10 protein-coding genes are annotated in these 17,193 nt (G+C 57.5%); 6 read left to right on the top strand and 4 right to left on the bottom strand.

Annotation, left to right across the window (positions count from 1 at the left end):
- Positions 1-77: 77 nt before the first annotated feature.
- From ACIX9_RS20240 to ACIX9_RS20230, 3 genes are read left to right on the top strand one after another with little or no spacing between them, the layout of a single operon-like run.
- Positions 78-1,334 carry an MFS transporter gene (locus ACIX9_RS20240; RefSeq protein WP_013572955.1) on the top strand — a complete coding sequence of 419 codons (1,257 nt, stop codon included), beginning with the start codon at positions 78-80 and terminating at the stop codon, positions 1,332-1,334.
- Positions 1,331-2,449, top strand: a complete 1,119-nt coding sequence (locus ACIX9_RS20235) for an alpha/beta hydrolase family protein (protein WP_157478174.1) — start codon at positions 1,331-1,333, stop codon at positions 2,447-2,449. Before ACIX9_RS20240 ends, ACIX9_RS20235 begins: the two co-directional genes overlap by 4 nt.
- On the top strand, positions 2,446-5,841 hold the full coding sequence (locus ACIX9_RS20230) for a TonB-dependent receptor (protein ID WP_013572953.1): 3,396 nt from the start codon (positions 2,446-2,448) through the stop codon (positions 5,839-5,841). The genes ACIX9_RS20235 and ACIX9_RS20230 overlap by 4 nt, the downstream gene beginning before the upstream one ends.
- 1,085 nt (positions 5,842-6,926) lie before the next feature.
- On the opposite strand, the gene ACIX9_RS20225 is transcribed toward ACIX9_RS20230, so the two are convergent.
- Together ACIX9_RS20225 and ACIX9_RS25055 are read right to left on the bottom strand one after the other, a co-directional pair.
- Positions 6,927-7,304, bottom strand: coding sequence for an HU family DNA-binding protein (locus ACIX9_RS20225; RefSeq protein WP_013572951.1), 378 nt, complete (start codon positions 7,302-7,304; stop codon positions 6,927-6,929).
- Between the two features lie 29 nt (positions 7,305-7,333).
- Positions 7,334-7,579 carry a hypothetical protein gene (locus ACIX9_RS25055; RefSeq protein ID WP_013572950.1) on the bottom strand — a complete coding sequence of 82 codons (246 nt, stop codon included), beginning with the start codon at positions 7,577-7,579 and terminating at the stop codon, positions 7,334-7,336.
- Positions 7,580-7,991: 412 nt separating this feature from the next.
- On the opposite strand from ACIX9_RS25055, the gene ACIX9_RS27795 reads away from it, so the two are divergent.
- Entirely contained in the window at positions 7,992-8,141 is a 150-nt protein-coding gene (locus ACIX9_RS27795) for a DUF2199 domain-containing protein (protein ID WP_408609736.1), read from the top strand.
- A gap of 591 nt (positions 8,142-8,732) precedes the next feature.
- Here the strand turns inward: ACIX9_RS27795 and ACIX9_RS20215 are convergent.
- Together ACIX9_RS20215 and ACIX9_RS20210 are read right to left on the bottom strand one after the other, a co-directional pair.
- Complete coding sequence (locus ACIX9_RS20215; protein WP_198152233.1) at positions 8,733-9,515, bottom strand: hypothetical protein; 783 nt, start codon at positions 9,513-9,515, stop codon at positions 8,733-8,735.
- 1,009 nt (positions 9,516-10,524) lie between these two features.
- Entirely contained in the window at positions 10,525-12,747 is a 2,223-nt protein-coding gene (locus ACIX9_RS20210; protein ID WP_013572947.1) for a glycoside hydrolase family 31 protein, read from the bottom strand.
- A gap of 281 nt (positions 12,748-13,028) precedes the next feature.
- On the opposite strand from ACIX9_RS20210, the gene ACIX9_RS20205 reads away from it, so the two are divergent.
- Both ACIX9_RS20205 and ACIX9_RS20200 read left to right on the top strand, forming a co-directional pair.
- Entirely contained in the window at positions 13,029-14,726 is a 1,698-nt protein-coding gene (locus ACIX9_RS20205; RefSeq protein ID WP_232298891.1) for a DUF885 family protein, read from the top strand.
- A 22-nt stretch (positions 14,727-14,748) separates the two neighbouring features.
- Complete coding sequence (locus ACIX9_RS20200) at positions 14,749-17,097, top strand: hypothetical protein (protein WP_013572945.1); 2,349 nt, start codon at positions 14,749-14,751, stop codon at positions 17,095-17,097.
- Positions 17,098-17,193: the final 96 nt, after the last annotated feature.

Below are 17,193 nucleotides of genomic sequence, written 5' to 3'. Positions count from 1 at the left end.
GATTCGGCCCGTTCTGAAGATGCAGTTTGAATGGACGTGAGTTATTCAATGCTGCGACTTCGAGAAGGAGCCTGACCGTGTCAACCCCAGTGATCTCGTCCAATCGCCCGGTATCCCATCTCCCTGCGGTGAAGCTCCGCCCAGCGGATGAGCCCTGGATCTTTGCCTTTCTGGCTGGAATCTCCGGCTGGACGCTGGACGCATTCGACTTCTTTCTCGTGGTTCTCTCGCTGACCGCGATCGGTCATGAGTTCAATCAGGACGTTAAGCACATGACTTTGGCGTTGACCGCCACCCTTGCTCTGCGTCCGGTGGGGGCGTTCCTGTTCGGCGGCATCTCCGACCGGTTTGGACGCCGGTTGCCGCTGGTCGCCAATCTATGCCTATTTGCGGTCGTGGAACTGTCCACGGCCTTTGCCCACAGCTTCCTAAGCTTCCTGATCGTCCGCGCAGTCTTCGGTATCGTGATGGGCGGGCAGTGGGGCGTGGGAGTGTCTCTGGCGATGGAGAAGGTGCCGGCACGTCTTCGCGGTGTCTTGAGCGGGCTCCTACAGCAGGGGTATTCGATTGGCTTTCTGCTGGCAGCGGCAGCCTACTATGTCATTCAGCCGGTTCATGGCTGGCGACCGTTGTTTTATCTGGGCAGTATTCCGGCGTTGGCTGCTGCCGCCATGGTGGTCTGGAAGGTTCGTGAGTCCGACGTATGGCTGCGAAATCGCCAGTCAAGCTTTGCCGGCCTGGGTCGCGACCTGATGTCGCACTGGAAGCTGTTTCTTTACCTGACGTTCTTCATGATGGCGATGCATATGAGTTCGCACGGCACGCAGGATCTGTACCCCACTTTCTTGGAGCGGGATTGGGGGATCGCGGGCAGGCAGAAGGCTGCGTTGACCGCTATCTCGATGGGAGGCGCGGTTCTTGGGGGCCTCTCGATTGGCTGGATCTCGGATCGTGTGGGACGCCGTACCGCGATGGTCGGTGCGCTGATCGGTGCGGTTTGCTCCATTCCGCTCTGGGCGTTCGCTCACACGCTTCCTCTATTGATCCTTGGTGCGGTGCTCATGCAGTTCTGCGTGCAGGGTGCGTGGGGAGTGGTACCGGCCCACGTTGCGGAGATGAGCCCGGATTCGGTGCGAGGCACACTGCCCGGCCTGGGCAATCAGGTGGGTGTCCTGCTCTCGAGCGTCGTGGTCTACCTGGAGGCGGCGCTGGCCAAAGGACGATCCTATGCTGTCTCCATGTCCATCACAGCCGCAGTGGTGTTTTGTCTTGCCGCCCTTCTGACGCTTTCCGGACGCGAGAGACGCAGCGACGGGCTGGCGAAGCTTGAATGATACCCGACGCGTTCGTGTCCGAGGAGCACGCAGCCTATTCCATATATCGCCTGCGTTCCGTTGAACGCATCAAGCAGCACTCCAGGAGACCGTTCATGTTGCTTCGAAGAACCATTCTTACAATACTTGTGCTGAGTGCGACGATCGCCGCCGCACAGGCTCGCAAGCCCACCGCACCCGCCGAGGATAGCCAGTCCGGTGCAGCGGAGAAGTATCATCTGGATGAAATCGCCAAGGCCACGGACGATGTAGCGTGGCATCAACAGATGGATTCGCTGGCGACAGTGGAAAAGATTGTCTACACCGGCCTGCCTGATGTGCATGCGAAAGACAAGGATTTCGGTCCGCAACCGATGATTTTGTATGCCTACACCTTCATTCCTAAGGGCTGGGAGGGCAAGAAGAAGCATCCTCTTGTGGTCTTCCTTCATGGAGGAGTTCATGGGAGCACGCTGACCGGCGGACCGGATAACGATGGAAGGCTCATCAGCGAACTCGTCCAGCAAGGCTATGCGGTGATCTCGCCGGAGTACCGAGGCTCAGGTGGCTATGGTCAGCCGTATGAGCGCGCCATGGACTACGGTGCACGTGAGAACGACGATGCGCTCCAGGCGCGGGATTGGATGCTGCAGCGCTATTCGTTTCTCGATCCTGCGCGCGTTGGCCTGGTGGGCTGGAGCCATGGCGGAATGATCGCCCTGATGAACCTGCTCCAACATCCGGAGGGCTACGCGTGCGCCTTCGCGGGAGTGCCCGTCAGCGATCTTGCCGAGCGTATGACCTACGTGACGAAGAAATATCGCCAGGAGATGGCTGAGAACATCGGCAAGGATGTCGACGAGGACAAGGATGCGTATCTTCGTCGCTCGCCGGTTTTCTACGCGGGACAACTGAGCCGTCCGCTCTTGATCGACGCGAACACGACCGACGAGACGGTACACATCGTTGAAGTGCGTCATCTGCTCAGCGCGTTCGATGCGGCCCATAAGCAATACAAATCCCACATCTACGAGCAAGCGCCGGGCGGTCACTTCTTCAACCGCATCGATACATCGTTGGCTGTCACCTCACGCCAGGAAGTTTATGCATTTCTAAGGGAGTATCTCAAGCCATGACCATTCACCAGACCCGTCTTCTCTTCGTCCTCTGCGCTCCTTTGTTGGGATTGGCTTCCGCGTCGGCACAGACGACCGGAACCATTAGTGGAACGGTCAAGGACCCATCCGGGGCTATTGTCCCAGGTACAACCGTGACGGTGACTTTTTCATCAACTGGGTCCAAGCGCATAGCGGTCACCAACAGCGCGGGAGAATATGCCTTCCCAGCGCTTGAGCCAGGACAGTACGACCTGGAGTTCAGGAGCACCTCCTTTGCGCCGCTGATCCGTCATGCAACGCTGAGCGTGACCGAGCGAATCGCAGTGGACGCCACCCTGCAAGTCACGGCCAGCCAGCAGGAGATCACCGTGAGCGGTGATGCTCCGATCCTGCAGACAGCCGACACGACACTAGGCCGCGTGGTCGATGGGCAGGCGATCAAAGATCTACCTCTTGCGACTCGTAACTTTACCCAGATTCTGGCTTTATCGCCTGGCACCAGTGCGCCTCTCAACGATGCGACCGCCCTGGGTCGCGGTACGACCAACATCTCCGCCGACGGTGCACGTCCGGGCTCAAACGCTTTCTATATCGATGGTGTCGACGCGGTCAATATTCACGTCAACAGCGCCTCCAACAACGCGTTCGCTTCAAACGGCGTGGTCGTGCCTTCGCCAGAGGCGATCCAGGAGTTCAAGGTGCAGACGGGCTTGTATGACGTGGCCGGAGGGCGGAGCGGCGGAGCCAACGTCGCGCTGGTCACGAAGGGCGGAACGGAACACTTTCATGGGTCGCTCTTCGAATTCTTTCGCAACGACGACCTGAACGCGAACTCATACTTCTTCAATCAGGTTGGAACGCCGCGGCCCAAGCTCAAGCAGAACCAGTTTGGAGGCACCATCGGCGGACCCATCCTGAAACAGAAGGCGTTCTTCTTCTTCTCTTACCAGGGAACCCGCCAGATCAACGGTTATTCAGGTTCTTCCACGCTCAATCTTCCGGCTATCCCGACGGTGCGGACCGCAGCCACGCTGGGAGCCGTCTTCGGCGGACAGGCAACCTACAAAGGCGGCACGCTGGTCAGCAAGACCGGCAGCAACATCAATCCAGTTTCGCTGGCTCTGCTCAACCTCAAGAATGCTGACGGGACCTACGTCGTCCCCTCGCCTCAGACCTCGAATATTACGGGGGTGAACTACGCGGTCTCAGAGCCTTCCACTTTCACGGAAGACCAGTATGTCGATGGACTCGACTATCAGTTCTCCAGCCGCAATCACCTGGTCTTCCGTTCGGTCTACGCCAAGCAGCCGCAGTTCAACTCCTTTCCCTCCGCGACCGTGCCCGGATTCGGCACGACCCAGCTCTTCAATGCCCAACTCTACAGTGTCACCGATACCCAGGTCATCACGCCGAACCTTGTGAATGAGGCGCGCTTCGGCGTCAATCGTGCCGTAGGCTCGACTGGATTTCAGAACCAGATCCCGCTTAGCTCCATTGGCGAAAGCCGATTCAACTCCGCACAGTTTCCAGATATTCCAAGCTTCGTACTCTCCGGCTCCTTCACCCTCGGCTACAGTGTCAACGCGGACCAAGCCGACGCGGATACCACCTACGAGTACTTTGACACGCTCTCTTATGTACACGGCAAACACCAGATGCAATATGGTGGTGAAGCGCGCCGCTATCAGGACAACTACTACTCCAACAATCGGACTCGCGGCACATTGACCATCCGCACCTTTCCTGATTTCCTGCTCGGACTCTCTGGAAGCTCTGTGGCAAGCGGCGGTAATGGCAGCGGCTATTCCAACATCTACAGCGGCTCCGTCGCAAGCGGTATCGCAACCCGCAATGACATCTTGCGGGATTACGCGCTCTTCGCTCAGGATTCGTGGCGACTCTTTCCTAACCTGACCCTTACCTATGGCGTTCGTTGGGAGTACGTCGGCCTGCCGGTCGACAAGGGCGGCCGGGATGGCGCGTTCTATCTCCGCAACTACGTTGCACCGGCTGTGGGGCAGTTCACCTCAGCCGGCTTTGTTCAGGCGTCCAACACCCGCAAAGCCATTGCCGGCGTTCCACAGGTCTCCAATACGCTGACTGATAACGTGGGCAAGCTCAACTTTGGACCGCGTCTTGGAGTTGCCTTCCAACCGTCACCACGATTCAATATCCGCGCAGGGTATGCTCTTTCGGTCGATCGTCCATCCAACCAGCTTGGCCTGCTGGAGTCACTCTCGCTGCCCAATTATGTACGGACCGACCTCTCCGCAACCGGTAACGTGGCTTCTACTCTCCAGAACCCATTCCCGACTCTTCCTGTTGGCAGCCAATTTCCTATTGTGCCCCAGATTTACGGCGGACCGTACACGAACGCCAACCCGGCACTCTCCATCAATGACGTCGACCCCAAGTTTCGTACCCCCTACGTGCAGCAGTTCGGACTGAACGTCCAGGCGCAGGCAGCCACCAATACGGTGGTCGAGATTGGCTATGTCGGCTCGCATGGCGTAGCTCTGCCCTTGGAAACGCTCGTGAACCAGGCACAGCTTGCGTCGCCCACCAACCCCGTCAACGGCATCACGACGAATACGACTGCGAACGTGCAAAGCCGCGTGCCTTATGTGGGCTTCTCTCCCTCAGGCCTCATTTATCTACAGACTCGTGCTAGCTCAATCTATAACAGCCTGCAGACGAGCGTAACTCAACGTCTTAGCCACGGATTGCAGCTGCTTGCTTCCTATACCTACTCGAAGTCGCTTGACACCCAGTCCTCCCCAACCGATGGCACGACCTTTACGACCTTTAATGGCGACCAGACCAACCTCGCAGGCAACTATGGGCCATCCGACTACGACCGCACCAATCGGGTTGTCGTCAGCGGCGTTTACTCGGTTCCTGCCTTTGGTTTTGCGTTGGATCACACGGGGCTCGGGAAGAAGGCGTTCAGCGGTTGGCAACTTTCCGGAGTAGGAACCGTTCAGTCTGGTCTGCCGTACAGCGTGACTGATGCAAGCGGTGGTGCATTCTATGGTGGGACCACGAGCGAAGCAAGCTTTGCCACCGGTGCGTCTGTGGCTACGGCTCATCTAAGCGGTAAGACAGAGAGTCGTCTAAACCAATACTTCAATACAGGTTCCTTTGTGGCGGCCGGGAACCTCTTTGGCACTGCGGGCCGCAATATCCTGCGCGGACCGCTTCAGCGCAACATTGATCTCTCCCTCATCAAGCAGACCGCCATCCACGATTCAACCAACTTTGAGTTCAGAACCGAATTCTTTAATATCCTCAACTTCGCCAACTTCGCCAATCCTGCCAGTGCCATCTCCTCGCCGACATCCTTCGGGGTCATCAGCGCCACAGTCGGCAATCCGAGAATTATTCAGTTTGTCGCCAAGGTCAACTTTTAGGCGGTATCGACTTATAGTTCGAGGGGAGACATCTCTATACGAGTGCGACGCTGGCTTTGAAGTTTTGTTGAGTTTTTCGTAGCGCGTGGCGAAGTGGCGGATATGTTTGAGTCGGTTGAAGCAACATTCGATATGGGCGAAACACGAACACCTTCGCATCCTTCGTCGGCATCGCCTGGAGGTGGCTTCATTTTGAGCTACATGTCGATTCAGCCTAGCAGCAGAATCCCTAAATGGAGTTCGTTTACGGTCGTGATACAGTGCGTCCACGCGAAAAGTCGGAGTTAAGAGACACTTGGAGGAGAGACTCATGGGCCTCACGATCAACGGTATTTCAAAGACATTTCAGCACAGCGTGAAGGCACTGAAGGACCTCTCGCTGACGATCGGGAAAAACATGTTCGACCTGCTAGGGTACCAACGGCACGGGGCAAAAGCAGCTCGCTGCGCAGGGTTGCGACGCTCCGAGACCCGGATAGCGGGACGATCTTTCTTAACGGTCGTGAGGTCCTCAAGGAGAAGGACGAGGTTCGCAAGGTGCCAGGCTATCTGCCGCAGGAGTTTGGTGTCTCCCTCTAGCCCTTCTTCTCAGTTGCGGTGATCCAGATCTTCGACGTCGGGTTGCTCTTCTTCCTGGGTGGTATGAGCGCGAAAACGAGAAGTACTTGCACCAATTGCAACTCATGATCGTAGCAGCCGATTCGAACATCTACATTTTCCCCAAGCACCCATTATTTTCGGGGATAGACCATCACGTTCTACAGAACAAGTACCCTGCTGCCCTCTCTCAGGTTCATATCTCCGACGCCCACCCCGAAGCATTCGGCGCAATCAATACGGAGCAGTCCATGAGCAATATCCACTTCAGCCGTCCGTTTCATGTCAGATCTTTAATGGCTGATTGCGGAGGATGCGATCCGGAGTCCAGATGCCTGCCATACGCTGCATCGTTGTACGGTGCATATGAGTCCTGACAGATCGGCATGTTGGGAATTGACCCCGCGATCAATGCTCTAATCGGGCCTGCAAAACGAAGTATCCGGCAGGCTCGCAAGCCGAGCCTGCCATACTCATCGAAAGACTTGCTACTTTGTTGGGGCGATCAGATCCTTGGCAGCTTTTGCTACGCGGAACTTGACCGCAGTCTTTGCTTTAATCTTGATTGTCTCTCCCGTTTGCGGGTTGCGGCCGAGACGTGCTGCACGCTGAGCTTTCACCAGCTTCCCAAGCCCAGGGATGGTGAATTCACCGTTCTTCTTCGTCTCCTGGATCGCGGTAGCCGCCAGCAGGTCAAAGAACTCTGCTGTTTGCTTCTTCGAAAGCTCCATCTTCTCCGATACGAGTAGAACCAACGCCGCCTTCGTCATTGTTTTGCTGGTCGACGTCTTCTTTGCTGCGCTGGTGCTTGTCTTCTTGGCCGCCGGGATAGCCGTCGTCTTTGCCGCTGTTTTCTTCGTTGCCATGGATTCCTCTTTGGTGATGCCTGAATCAGTTAGGCGACTTTCGCCGTTGTCTTCTTGACTGTCTTCTTTGTTGGAGCTTTCTTTGCAGTCACTTTCTTTGCTGCCGACTTCTTGGTGGGAGCAGAAACAATGTCCTTTGGAAGTGAAATAAAAGCCATGACTGATGCGCCGAGTTCGCGGGTCTCCACGTTCGTAAGCATGCTTGGCGACTTCAGGGCTTTTGCGGCGAGCTTCTTAATCTTAGGTGATGTGATTGCTGCAGGTGCTTTAGACATTGCTTCATTCTACGTACAAAGGTCTGCGACTGGCGGAATTTTGCGACACGGAACTTTCCGCCAGGTGCGGAACTTGCCGATACCCTTAGGGTCTCACTGCTCGAAGCAATACGATCCGAGGCGAGAGAGCCAGCCCGACAGACTGATAGTTCGGGACATCATCCGTATTTATGGCATAGCGGTGAGTGCCAAGCTTCGCTTCTAACCCGAAGCAGCGCGAATCCCTTGCTCCATCTGGTCATGAGCCACCAGTCCAGGTTGCTGGAGACGGTACGTCCCCCAGAGAGAAGGACGAAGTTCGGAATGCTGCACACTTGGAATTGGCGACCGGATACTCGCTTCGCAAGTGCGGTCGATTTCATGATGTATTGCCGTTGAGCTCAGCGTTCAGGCGCTATAGGCAGCATCACTTATTCCGACCAAATCGTTAGATGAGCGCATCGTGATTACTCGCGATCAGTGCGTGATCGATGGCACGACCTTCTTCCTGCGAGGGCGCACCGTCATCCCAATCCTGGAACTGAAAGAACCTTTTTATCCGGGGCGTATGGGCGGAGATTAGCCTCAAGAGCTTCATCAAGACCCGTGCTCTTCTCTAGGCCGATCAAAGACATGCTTCGCCGTATGCCAGCCGCTTCCCCATCCTTGGTCGTGATACCGTCTGTTGGGCCGATAGCCCGGAGGAACCGAGTAACGAAGCATCTTCCGAACAGACTCACGCGAGATATCGGCCTCAAAGGCTACTCCTCGCTGGCTGTGCCCCTCGACCAGCATCGCACGACGCACTCGGCCGTAAATTTTCACCTTGAATATCCTCTGGTGTCCCATGACTCAGGCCGCCGCGCCGCCACCCATGAAACACAATCCCGGCGGTGGACTACTCTTACACCGCCATATCATGCCGCACGCGCGTATGACATGGCCCATTTTTGCTCCGGCGATCACAGTCTCAATAGTCGGAATCGTCGACAGCAAGGTTTTCGTAAAGGCTTCCGCACAAGTCATAGTTGCCGCTGAAGACTTTAATTAGCTCGCGAATATTGAACTCGAGTCTCAAGCACATCGCGAAGAAGGACAATCCTAAGTCCGAAGTTCTACTTGGTGAGAGCCTGTCATTTTGCCTTCGCCGGTCTCTGGAGTGGCTGGATGATCCTTACTTGTCGTGTTTCCTGCTGAACTTCCGCGAGATATCGTTATCGAACTCACGCAACGCATAACTGGCCGCATCGATTCCCAGGTTGAGGGCATATTGCTGGAGGACGCTGCCCGCGTCCCTCTGGCTCACCGGGTAATAACGCGACGACACTCCCGACGCCAGCCCCGCTCCGAGCAGTTCGCTCAGGTTGATCGTTTCTTTTCCGGAGTCGGAGCGCGTGACAAAGATCCGCGTCAACGAATATTCGAGGCGCTTCTTCTTCCCGCCCGTTCCCAGTGTGTAGTACCGCGTGTCCTCATGGGTAAACGCCGGCACGAGAAACTCCACCGACACATTTTCGATCGACTGATCGGCAAATGAGTGCCAAAAATATCGCCCATACGCCACCGCCCCACCGTGAAATTCGGGTGTCGCGGCGCGGGCATCGTTATATCCCGCAAGAAGCGCTGCCAGCGCAAATGACGACGGATCGATCGTGTCCGAAGCCGCCGTGATGAACTTATTGCGTATCGTCTGCGGAGGAAGTTGCGCACCTACTCCGACCGAGCGATAGTTCGGGATAATCCCGAGCACGCGCTTCGAAGGCGTATTCGAGACCGAGGCTGTGCTTCGAGCCGTCGCCCCCTGGCCAATCAGCGCAGCATCCGGCGATTCCGGAAGACTAGAGCTGACATCTGTGGTTGCTTCCAACGCCTCGCTTTTGGTGGTGATCTCGGTTTGAGCGAGGGCATATGTGGCAAATGAACTCAACGTCAGCCCGATAACGAGGAGACTGAACAACCTGGGGCTATGAGAAACTCTGAAATCTGAGGAAATAGTCATAAGGTGTACTTTCTATTTTCCACCGATTGGATGCAACAAATTCTGCCTTTATCGAAGAAAGTTCCCAATCGGAGCCTGCAGAATATTGTACTGTCCTTACAAAATTGCAGCTTCGCGCCGGTTGGCCTGTCTATGTTCGGACTGTCGCGGCGGGGCGAGGCAGTTCACTGTGTTTGCAGTCAACTCTGCCCACCTTAACTGCCCAGTGCGCTGGTTTTCAGAATCCAGCCCTTCATATATCCCTGCCACGGGGCGTACTACGCGGACGGAAGCCGTGCATCCGTTTGGAGGCCCGCGCGTTGAACATGCGCAGACGGGGAAGATATTGAGACCGGGTATAACTGACCGCGGGGCGAGGAGTGCCGCGGTGGGCTTGGGTGCGGCTCGGATGTCGCTGGAGGCCCGGGGCGCGTTAGTGTCGATGAGGCGTACATCGTTCCAGCGCCTGCCACCTTATAGGTGACCTGCCCGTGCCAGTGATGCGGAAAATCATGTGCCAACCGCTTCCATACAGCCTGCCGAACGCTCGGACTTAAACACCGCTGCTTCGACCTACTGCGCCTGCGCGTCATCTAATAGGAGGAAGAATCGGCCACTCAGAAAACTACGCAAAGGCAAAATAGTCCATCACCAAATGTGCGCCAGAATCATTTCATCATTAGATCGACGGGTTGGCTATCCCCGCCGCACGAGCCTGATCCTGCATCACCCTTTGGGGGGCGGCTTGAAGGGCCCGCTTGAGAATTTCGTTGCCCAACCCGATGATGAGCTCCAAGACAACACACCGCTTTTATGCTGACGGCTGCGTCCTTGAACTGTCCCTTCCTTCTGGTAAATTATGCAGACGCCAAACTCCATGGGATCGTCTTCGGCAAGGCAGGAGGAACAGTGTGACAGGCTCATCAGGTAAACGCGGAGCTGATCTTGGCTCCTGAGTCCAGCTTGGCCTGCCAACCCGATCACGCGTTTATAGATTGATTGTTTGTGTTCCCCTGTGGGCGGCGACGGTTTTCTTCTCACCTCCTACAAGCGAGACGATGAAGCCGTAGTGCTGGAAGTCTATGTTGTCGGCGGTGAGTTGCAGGGTGCGAGTGGATTCGGTCCAAGTGAGTTCGACCTTGGTTGACCTGCCCTTCTCGTACTCGAAGGTGAGACCGTCGTCGTCGTAGAGGGTAAAGCGTCCGTCGGCTCCCGGGTAGATGGTGAGGTGCGTGGGCTCAGTTGAGGGCTCTGCGGTGTACTGCTTGATGGGGCCAGTGGGCAGGATGGCTCCGGCGCGCACGAAGAGCGGCATGGACTCAAGGGGCGTTGCGACCGTGATGGTGGTGCCGCCTTCCGTGCGCTTGCCGGTCCAGTAGTCATACCAAGGGCCGGCGGGGAGATAGACCTTGCGGGAGGTTGCGCCTCGCTCAAATACTGGCGCGACCAAGAGGCTTGGGCCGTAGAGGTAGGCGTCTACCGTCGACCATGATTGCGCGTCGTTCGGGAAGGCGAGGCCAAGGCTGCGGATGAGCGGCAGACCGGTGGTGTGGGTCTCGTATGCGGCGGAGTAAAGGTACGGCATCAGCTGGTAACGGGTGTTGAGGAAGGCGCGGCAGATGGGTTCGACGGCCTTGTTATGGAGCTCGTCACCTTTGGGCAGGAAGGCTTCCGCGTTGGTGCCCATCTCCGATGCGCCATACGTGCCAGTGTCCCAGCCCCATGGGCGGCGAAGCTGCCAGGTGCGGCCGTGGCAGCGGAAGGATGGGCAGAAGGCTCCAAACTGGAACCAGCGGACGAAGAGCTCGGCGGTGAACTCCTTGGTGGGGACGAAGCCTCCGATGTCGGTGCCCCAGTACGGGACGCCGCTGAGTCCGCAGCCGATGCCGATCATGATCTGGGTTTCAAGCGTCTTCCAGGTGGAGAAGGTGTCGCCGGACCATAGCCAGCCCCAGCGCTGGATGCCCGCGTAGCAGTTGCGATGGAGTGCGAAAGGGCGGCGGTCAGGGCGCGTCATGCGGCCGCCCTCCCAGTACATGCGGTTGCGGACGAGGCGCGAGGCCTGCGGGAGGACATCGCCTTCATCCGGCCACCAACCGTCTACGCCCTCTTCGATAAAGGGAACGTGTTGCTTCCAGTAGTTGGCGGCATTGGCGGGGAAGCTGGCCGCAGTGCCGGTGTCCGTGACGTGGCCGTGCAGGTTTTCCGGTGGATTGACTACGTGGAGAACGACGTTCATGTGGAGGTCATGGAACTCTTTGATGACCTGAGCGGGATCAGGGAAGAGGGCCTGGTTGAAGACGAAGGAGCCGTGGCCAGTGTTCCAGCCGGAGGGGCAGAAGCCGGTTCCTAGATAGATGACGGTGTCGCAGGGGAGCTTCTTTTCGCGGAAGGTTTTGGCTTCGTCGATGATCTGGGCGCGGGTATCGATGGTGCGGTGGGACTGCTGGAATCCGAAGGTCCACCTGGCGGGGAGATGCGGGTAGCCGGTGATCTCGGCGTACTGGCGGAGGAGTTCGGCGGGGGTTTCGGCGAGGACGAGGAAGAGGTCCTGGCCGCGGGCGACGTCGCTGGGCTTGAAGAAGCCGGTGTCGCCGGAAAGGTCGAACTGGCCCCCGGGCTCGTGGAAGAAGAGGCCGAAGCCTTTGCCCATGAGCCAGGGGATGGGGTTGCGCGCGCCGAAGATGCGGAGGTTATCCCCGGAGCCGTTGCGCATCATGTCCTTGCCGCCGCGGCGATCCATGGGATGGACGCCTGTGCCCATGCCGTAGATGGGTGCGTCGTTGTAGAGGAAGCCGATCTGGTTGAGGTCGGGGCGGAAGGTAAGTTCCTGAATCTGCTTGCCCGCGGCATTGGTGGCGGTGATGCGTAAGGGCTTAGTGGCGATGGTGAGCCTGTAGTCCCCGAAGGGGATTTCCTGGCCGACCGAGTCGGTGCGGAGGGTCGCGAGGGGTGCGCCGAAGTTGCGGGGGGCGAGGGCTCCGTCTTCGTAGTAGCGGTCCAGGGATTCATCGACCGCGGCGATGTTGATGCGGAGTGTGTGCGGAGTGACGGCGGTGATGGTGAGGTCCATGCCAACGGGGGCGCTGGGAATTTTTTCGGATAGAGCAGAGAACAACTCCGCTGCGGCGAAGCGGCGGGTGAGCAGAAGAGCTGCGGAGGCGGTGCCGATACGGGCGATGGCTGCTCTGCGGGAAAGATCGTTGGACATTGCGGAGGAGTCTCCTTACAGAGCGGCTTGTTCAGTGAGATGAGGCTGATGCGAGAGTAAACAAATACTTCTTTGTATACAACTAAAGATTCAGCCTGTATAACTTTTTCTACACCGAACAGCAATTGAGTGGAAGCGAAAACGAGGCTTTGCGTCTTCCCTACTCCCCCACCTATCTGAACGAGCGAGATTACAAAATGCGAACTGGAACGCGACTAGGCTTTGCCCTTCTGGGATGGACGATAACGGCTGCAGCTGCGTTTGGGGCTTCGGCGCCAAAGGTGGCACCGGCCGCGGCTACGATGCCGACTGTGATCGAGCAGTTCTCGGCGGATCGAATGTCGCTGATGCGGACATATTCGGTGAACGTTGCGCCGGCGCGATTTGAGCGCTTCGAGAAGTTCTATCACGATGAACTGGCGATGCTTGCAGGGATCAACTTCGAAGGGTTGTGCGAAGACGACCGTGTGGACTATCTACTGATGAAGAATCGGCTCACGGCTGATCTGCACCAGCTTGAGATTCAGAAGACGCAGACGGCTGAGATGCAGCCGCTGCTGCCGTTCGCGAAGACGATCGTGGAGCTGACGGAACAGAAGCGCTTGATGAAGCAGCCGGACGGCGAGAAGGCCGCGGCCATGCTGAGTGTGATGGTGAAGGAGATGAAGGCGGCGCAGAAGGCTCTCGATCCTACGTCGGGGCATAGGGGGGCGTCGGCGGCTGAGGGTACAGAGAAGCCGAAGATCAGTCCGGTGGTGGCTAATCGGGCGGTTCAGGCGACTCGGCAGCTCAGTGCGGCGCTTAAGGATTGGTATGGGCAGTATGACGGGTACGATCCTACGTTTACCTGGTGGGTCGCGGAGCCTTATAAGGATGCGGATAAGGCTCTGACGAGCTACACGGCTTTTCTGAAGGAGAAGCTGGTCGGGGTCTCGGCGGATGATAAGACGACGATCATCGGCGATCCAGTCGGGCGTGAGGCTCTGCTGAACGAACTGAGCGACGACATGATTCCGTATACGCCGGAGGAGCTGATCGCGATTGCCCAGACCGAGTATGACTGGTGCATGAAGGAGATGCTGAAGAACTCGCATGAGATGGGCTTTGGCGATGACTGGCATGCGGCGGTAGAGAAGGTAAAGCAGATGCATGTGCCGCCGGGCGAGCAGCCGGAGCTGATCCGGAAACTGGTGGTCGAAGGCAGCGACTTTGTAAAGAAGAACGACTTGGTGACCGTGCCGCCGCTTGCCGATGAGACATGGCGGATGGTCATGATGACGCCGGAGCGGCAGCTGGTCAATCCGTTCTTTACGGGCGGCAACGAGATCAGTGTCTCCTATCCTACGGACACGATGACGTATGAGCAGCGGGAGATGAGCATGCGTGGGAATAACATTCCGTTTGCTCATGCGACTGCGTTTCACGAGATGATCCCGGGGCACTTCCTGCAGTTCTATATGTCGGCTCGTTACCATACCTATAGACGGCCTTTCTCTACGCCGTTCTGGCATGAGGGTAACTCACTGTGGTGGGAGATGCTGTTCTACGAGATGAACTTCAATAAGACTCCGGAAGATCGGGTGGGTGCGTTGGTTTGGCGGATGCACCGCTCTGCCAGGGTGATCTTTACGATGAACTTTCATCTGGGCAAGTGGACGCCGCAGCAGTGTGTTCAGTTCCTGATTGATAACGTGGGCTTTGAATCAGAGAATGCATTGGCCGAGGTACGGCGGTCGTTCGATGGTTCAGTGGGCCCGCTGTATCAGTGCGCCTACCTGATGGGCGGGCTGCAGTTCCGCGCGATGCATAAGGAGCTTGTGGACTCGAAGAAGATGACGAACCGTGAGTTCCACGATGCGATTCTGCATGAAGGTCCGATGCCGATTGAGATGCTGCGCGCCGATATCGAACGGCAGAAGCTGTCAAGCGACTTTACGACTAGCTGGAAGTTTTACGGGGACCATCCGACTCATCCCTAAACCGAGGACCATGCGAGGATTTATGGACAGGCGTAATTTTTTGAAGTGTGCAGCGGCCAGCACGGCTGCATTGGGTTCGTTGGCTGCAGTAGCTGAAGCGCCGAAGACGGTCTCATGTGAATCGGCTTTGATCGGCGCAATGGCTGCGATGGACGCGTCGGTAGACGGGCACACGAAGCTCTGTACATTCGCTCGTGGGGATGAGAGCTGGACAGTCTATGAGGATCTGCGAACGCGCGATGGCGTGATCACATTCGTCTCATCGAAAGGCGTCGCGCGAGTGCTGCCGAAGACGGCGGAGGCTACGTTTGCTGACGACGGGCCGCAGCATCTGGGGCTCGACATCAAGGACATTGGGATGGCGGGGCAGGATCTTCTGGCAGACAAGCTGCTGGCGCATGGCGATCCGAATGAGGATGAGGTTCGCAGGGCCGCGCCGCCGATGAACTCGATGCACCGCGATGGGCCGAATGCTCGGCCTGTGTGGAACACGATCGTGGGTACGCGTGAATGCAGCGACACCATGCCGGTTTATCCGAGCGGCAACACCCGGACCTATCATCCGGTGCAGTACTTCAAAGAACTGACCCAGGACCGTGCGAACAAGCGGCATGAGGGCTTGATTGGCGGATGGATGCCTGCGGTGCGCAAGGTGCTCCCGGGAGACGATGGCTCGCATTACGAGATCGTCGTGTTTGGCGACGTATTGGCGAAGGACCGCTTTATCGTACAGACGTGGCATCGTACGGCGCACATTCAGAATGGTGCGATCAGCAAGGTGGAGTATGGCTATAGCTATCCTGCGTATACACGGCGGCAACAGGATCCGAAGCCCGAGGAGTTCTATGCCGGGATGCTGGAGTTTGCTGAGTACTGGGAGCGGCAGACGCATGACGTGACTCCCATGACGTTACCGGATACGAGTTGGAGCGACATGGTTCGCTATGCTTTCGTGAAGGAACAGATCGTGCGGCCGGGTGGTGTCTATCCGAAGTATGGAGCGGTGGACCGCGACTACTACGGGCCGGAGTATGACGGCTTCCAGGATATCTTCACCATGGCGCTGTATGCCAACCTGGAGTGCGGGCGCTTCCAGGTTGCACACGATATCTTCGATAACTACTTCTCAGACTTCACCAACAGCAAGGGCATGGTGAACATGCGTGGAGCGGAGACGGCGCAGTTTGGGCTGACGCTGTTTCTCATCTCGCGTTACTACCAGTTGACCGGTGACAGGTCGCTGCTGCTCAAGCATCGCGAAAAGATCGAAGCCACGGCCACACTGCTTGCAGAGTTGCAGGATGAAGCTCTCAAGCTGCCTACAAGCGATCCTGGCTACGGACTGTTGCATGGCTGGTGTGAGTCTGACTCATGCCTGATGCCCGATCCTTCCGTCTGGTGGAAGCCTTATTTTTCCAACAGCGCGTTTACGGTGCGGGGATGGCGGGATATCGCAGGGACCTGGCGCAAGCTGAAGTTGAGCGGCGCCGAACCGACGGCGGCCGAATGGATGAGGCGCAGCCAGCAGCTTCAGGACACACTAACGAAGAGCATCGAAGCCAACATCCGGCGCGACATGAAGCCGGCTTACATTGGCCCGATGCCGGGCGTGAAGCTGACGTTTCGTGAGTCGATCGAGACCGAGCATCCGAGCGAGCAGGGCTGGACGCATCGCTGCTACGCGGAGTTGTTACAGCCTGATGTGCTGCCGGCAGAGCAAGCCAATATCGTCATCGACTGCATGCGCGCTTACGGCGCTACAACGGTTGGCGTTGTGGCGAATGTAGGACGTGCGAATCCTAATGGGCGAGCAATCCTGGGCTTTGTCTCGTATGGTTATGCGGCGATGCTGCTGCGCTTAAATCGCATTGAGGAGTACATACTCTTCCTATATGCACACCGGTATCACGATCACTCGCGCGGGAGCTGGACGGCGGGCGAGGTGTCCGGTATTACTGGCGGTGGCGCGCTGTTCTGCATCCCAGCGCAGCAGACGATCCCGCTCCTGGTGCGGTGGATGATGGTGTTCGAGGACTCGGATGAGGAACACCTGCATTTTGGGCGAGCTCTGCCGCGGGACTGGGTGGCTACGGGTAAGCCGATTGGGATTGTGGGTGCGCCGACTCGCTGGGGGCGTGTCGACTACAGGCTGGAGACACGTGGCGATGCGCTGGCTGCAATCATCACGCTACCTGCGAAGGGTGATCTGCCGAAGGAGTTAAGTGTGAGCTTCCGGCCAGGTACAGGCAAGACGCTAAAGGACGCGACAGTGAATGGCACGGCCATGCCGTTTGCCGGGCCACACAACGATGCGGTTGTGATCTCTCCTAATGGACAACGGCGGTTTGAGGTTGTGGCGCAGCTAAGTTAGCTCCCGCGTTCTCGCGCAAGATGATACTATCGCTGGCCGAGCCGCAGACATGGTTCAGCGATAGTATCGTCTTACGTTGTGTCTTGGTGGTCAAGA

This window comes from Granulicella tundricola MP5ACTX9 (assembly GCF_000178975.2).
GTDB lineage: Bacteria > Acidobacteriota > Terriglobia > Terriglobales > Acidobacteriaceae > Edaphobacter > Edaphobacter tundricola.
The sequence above is the reverse complement of the archived record's forward strand: the minus strand, read 5'-3'. Positions and strand labels throughout refer to the sequence as shown.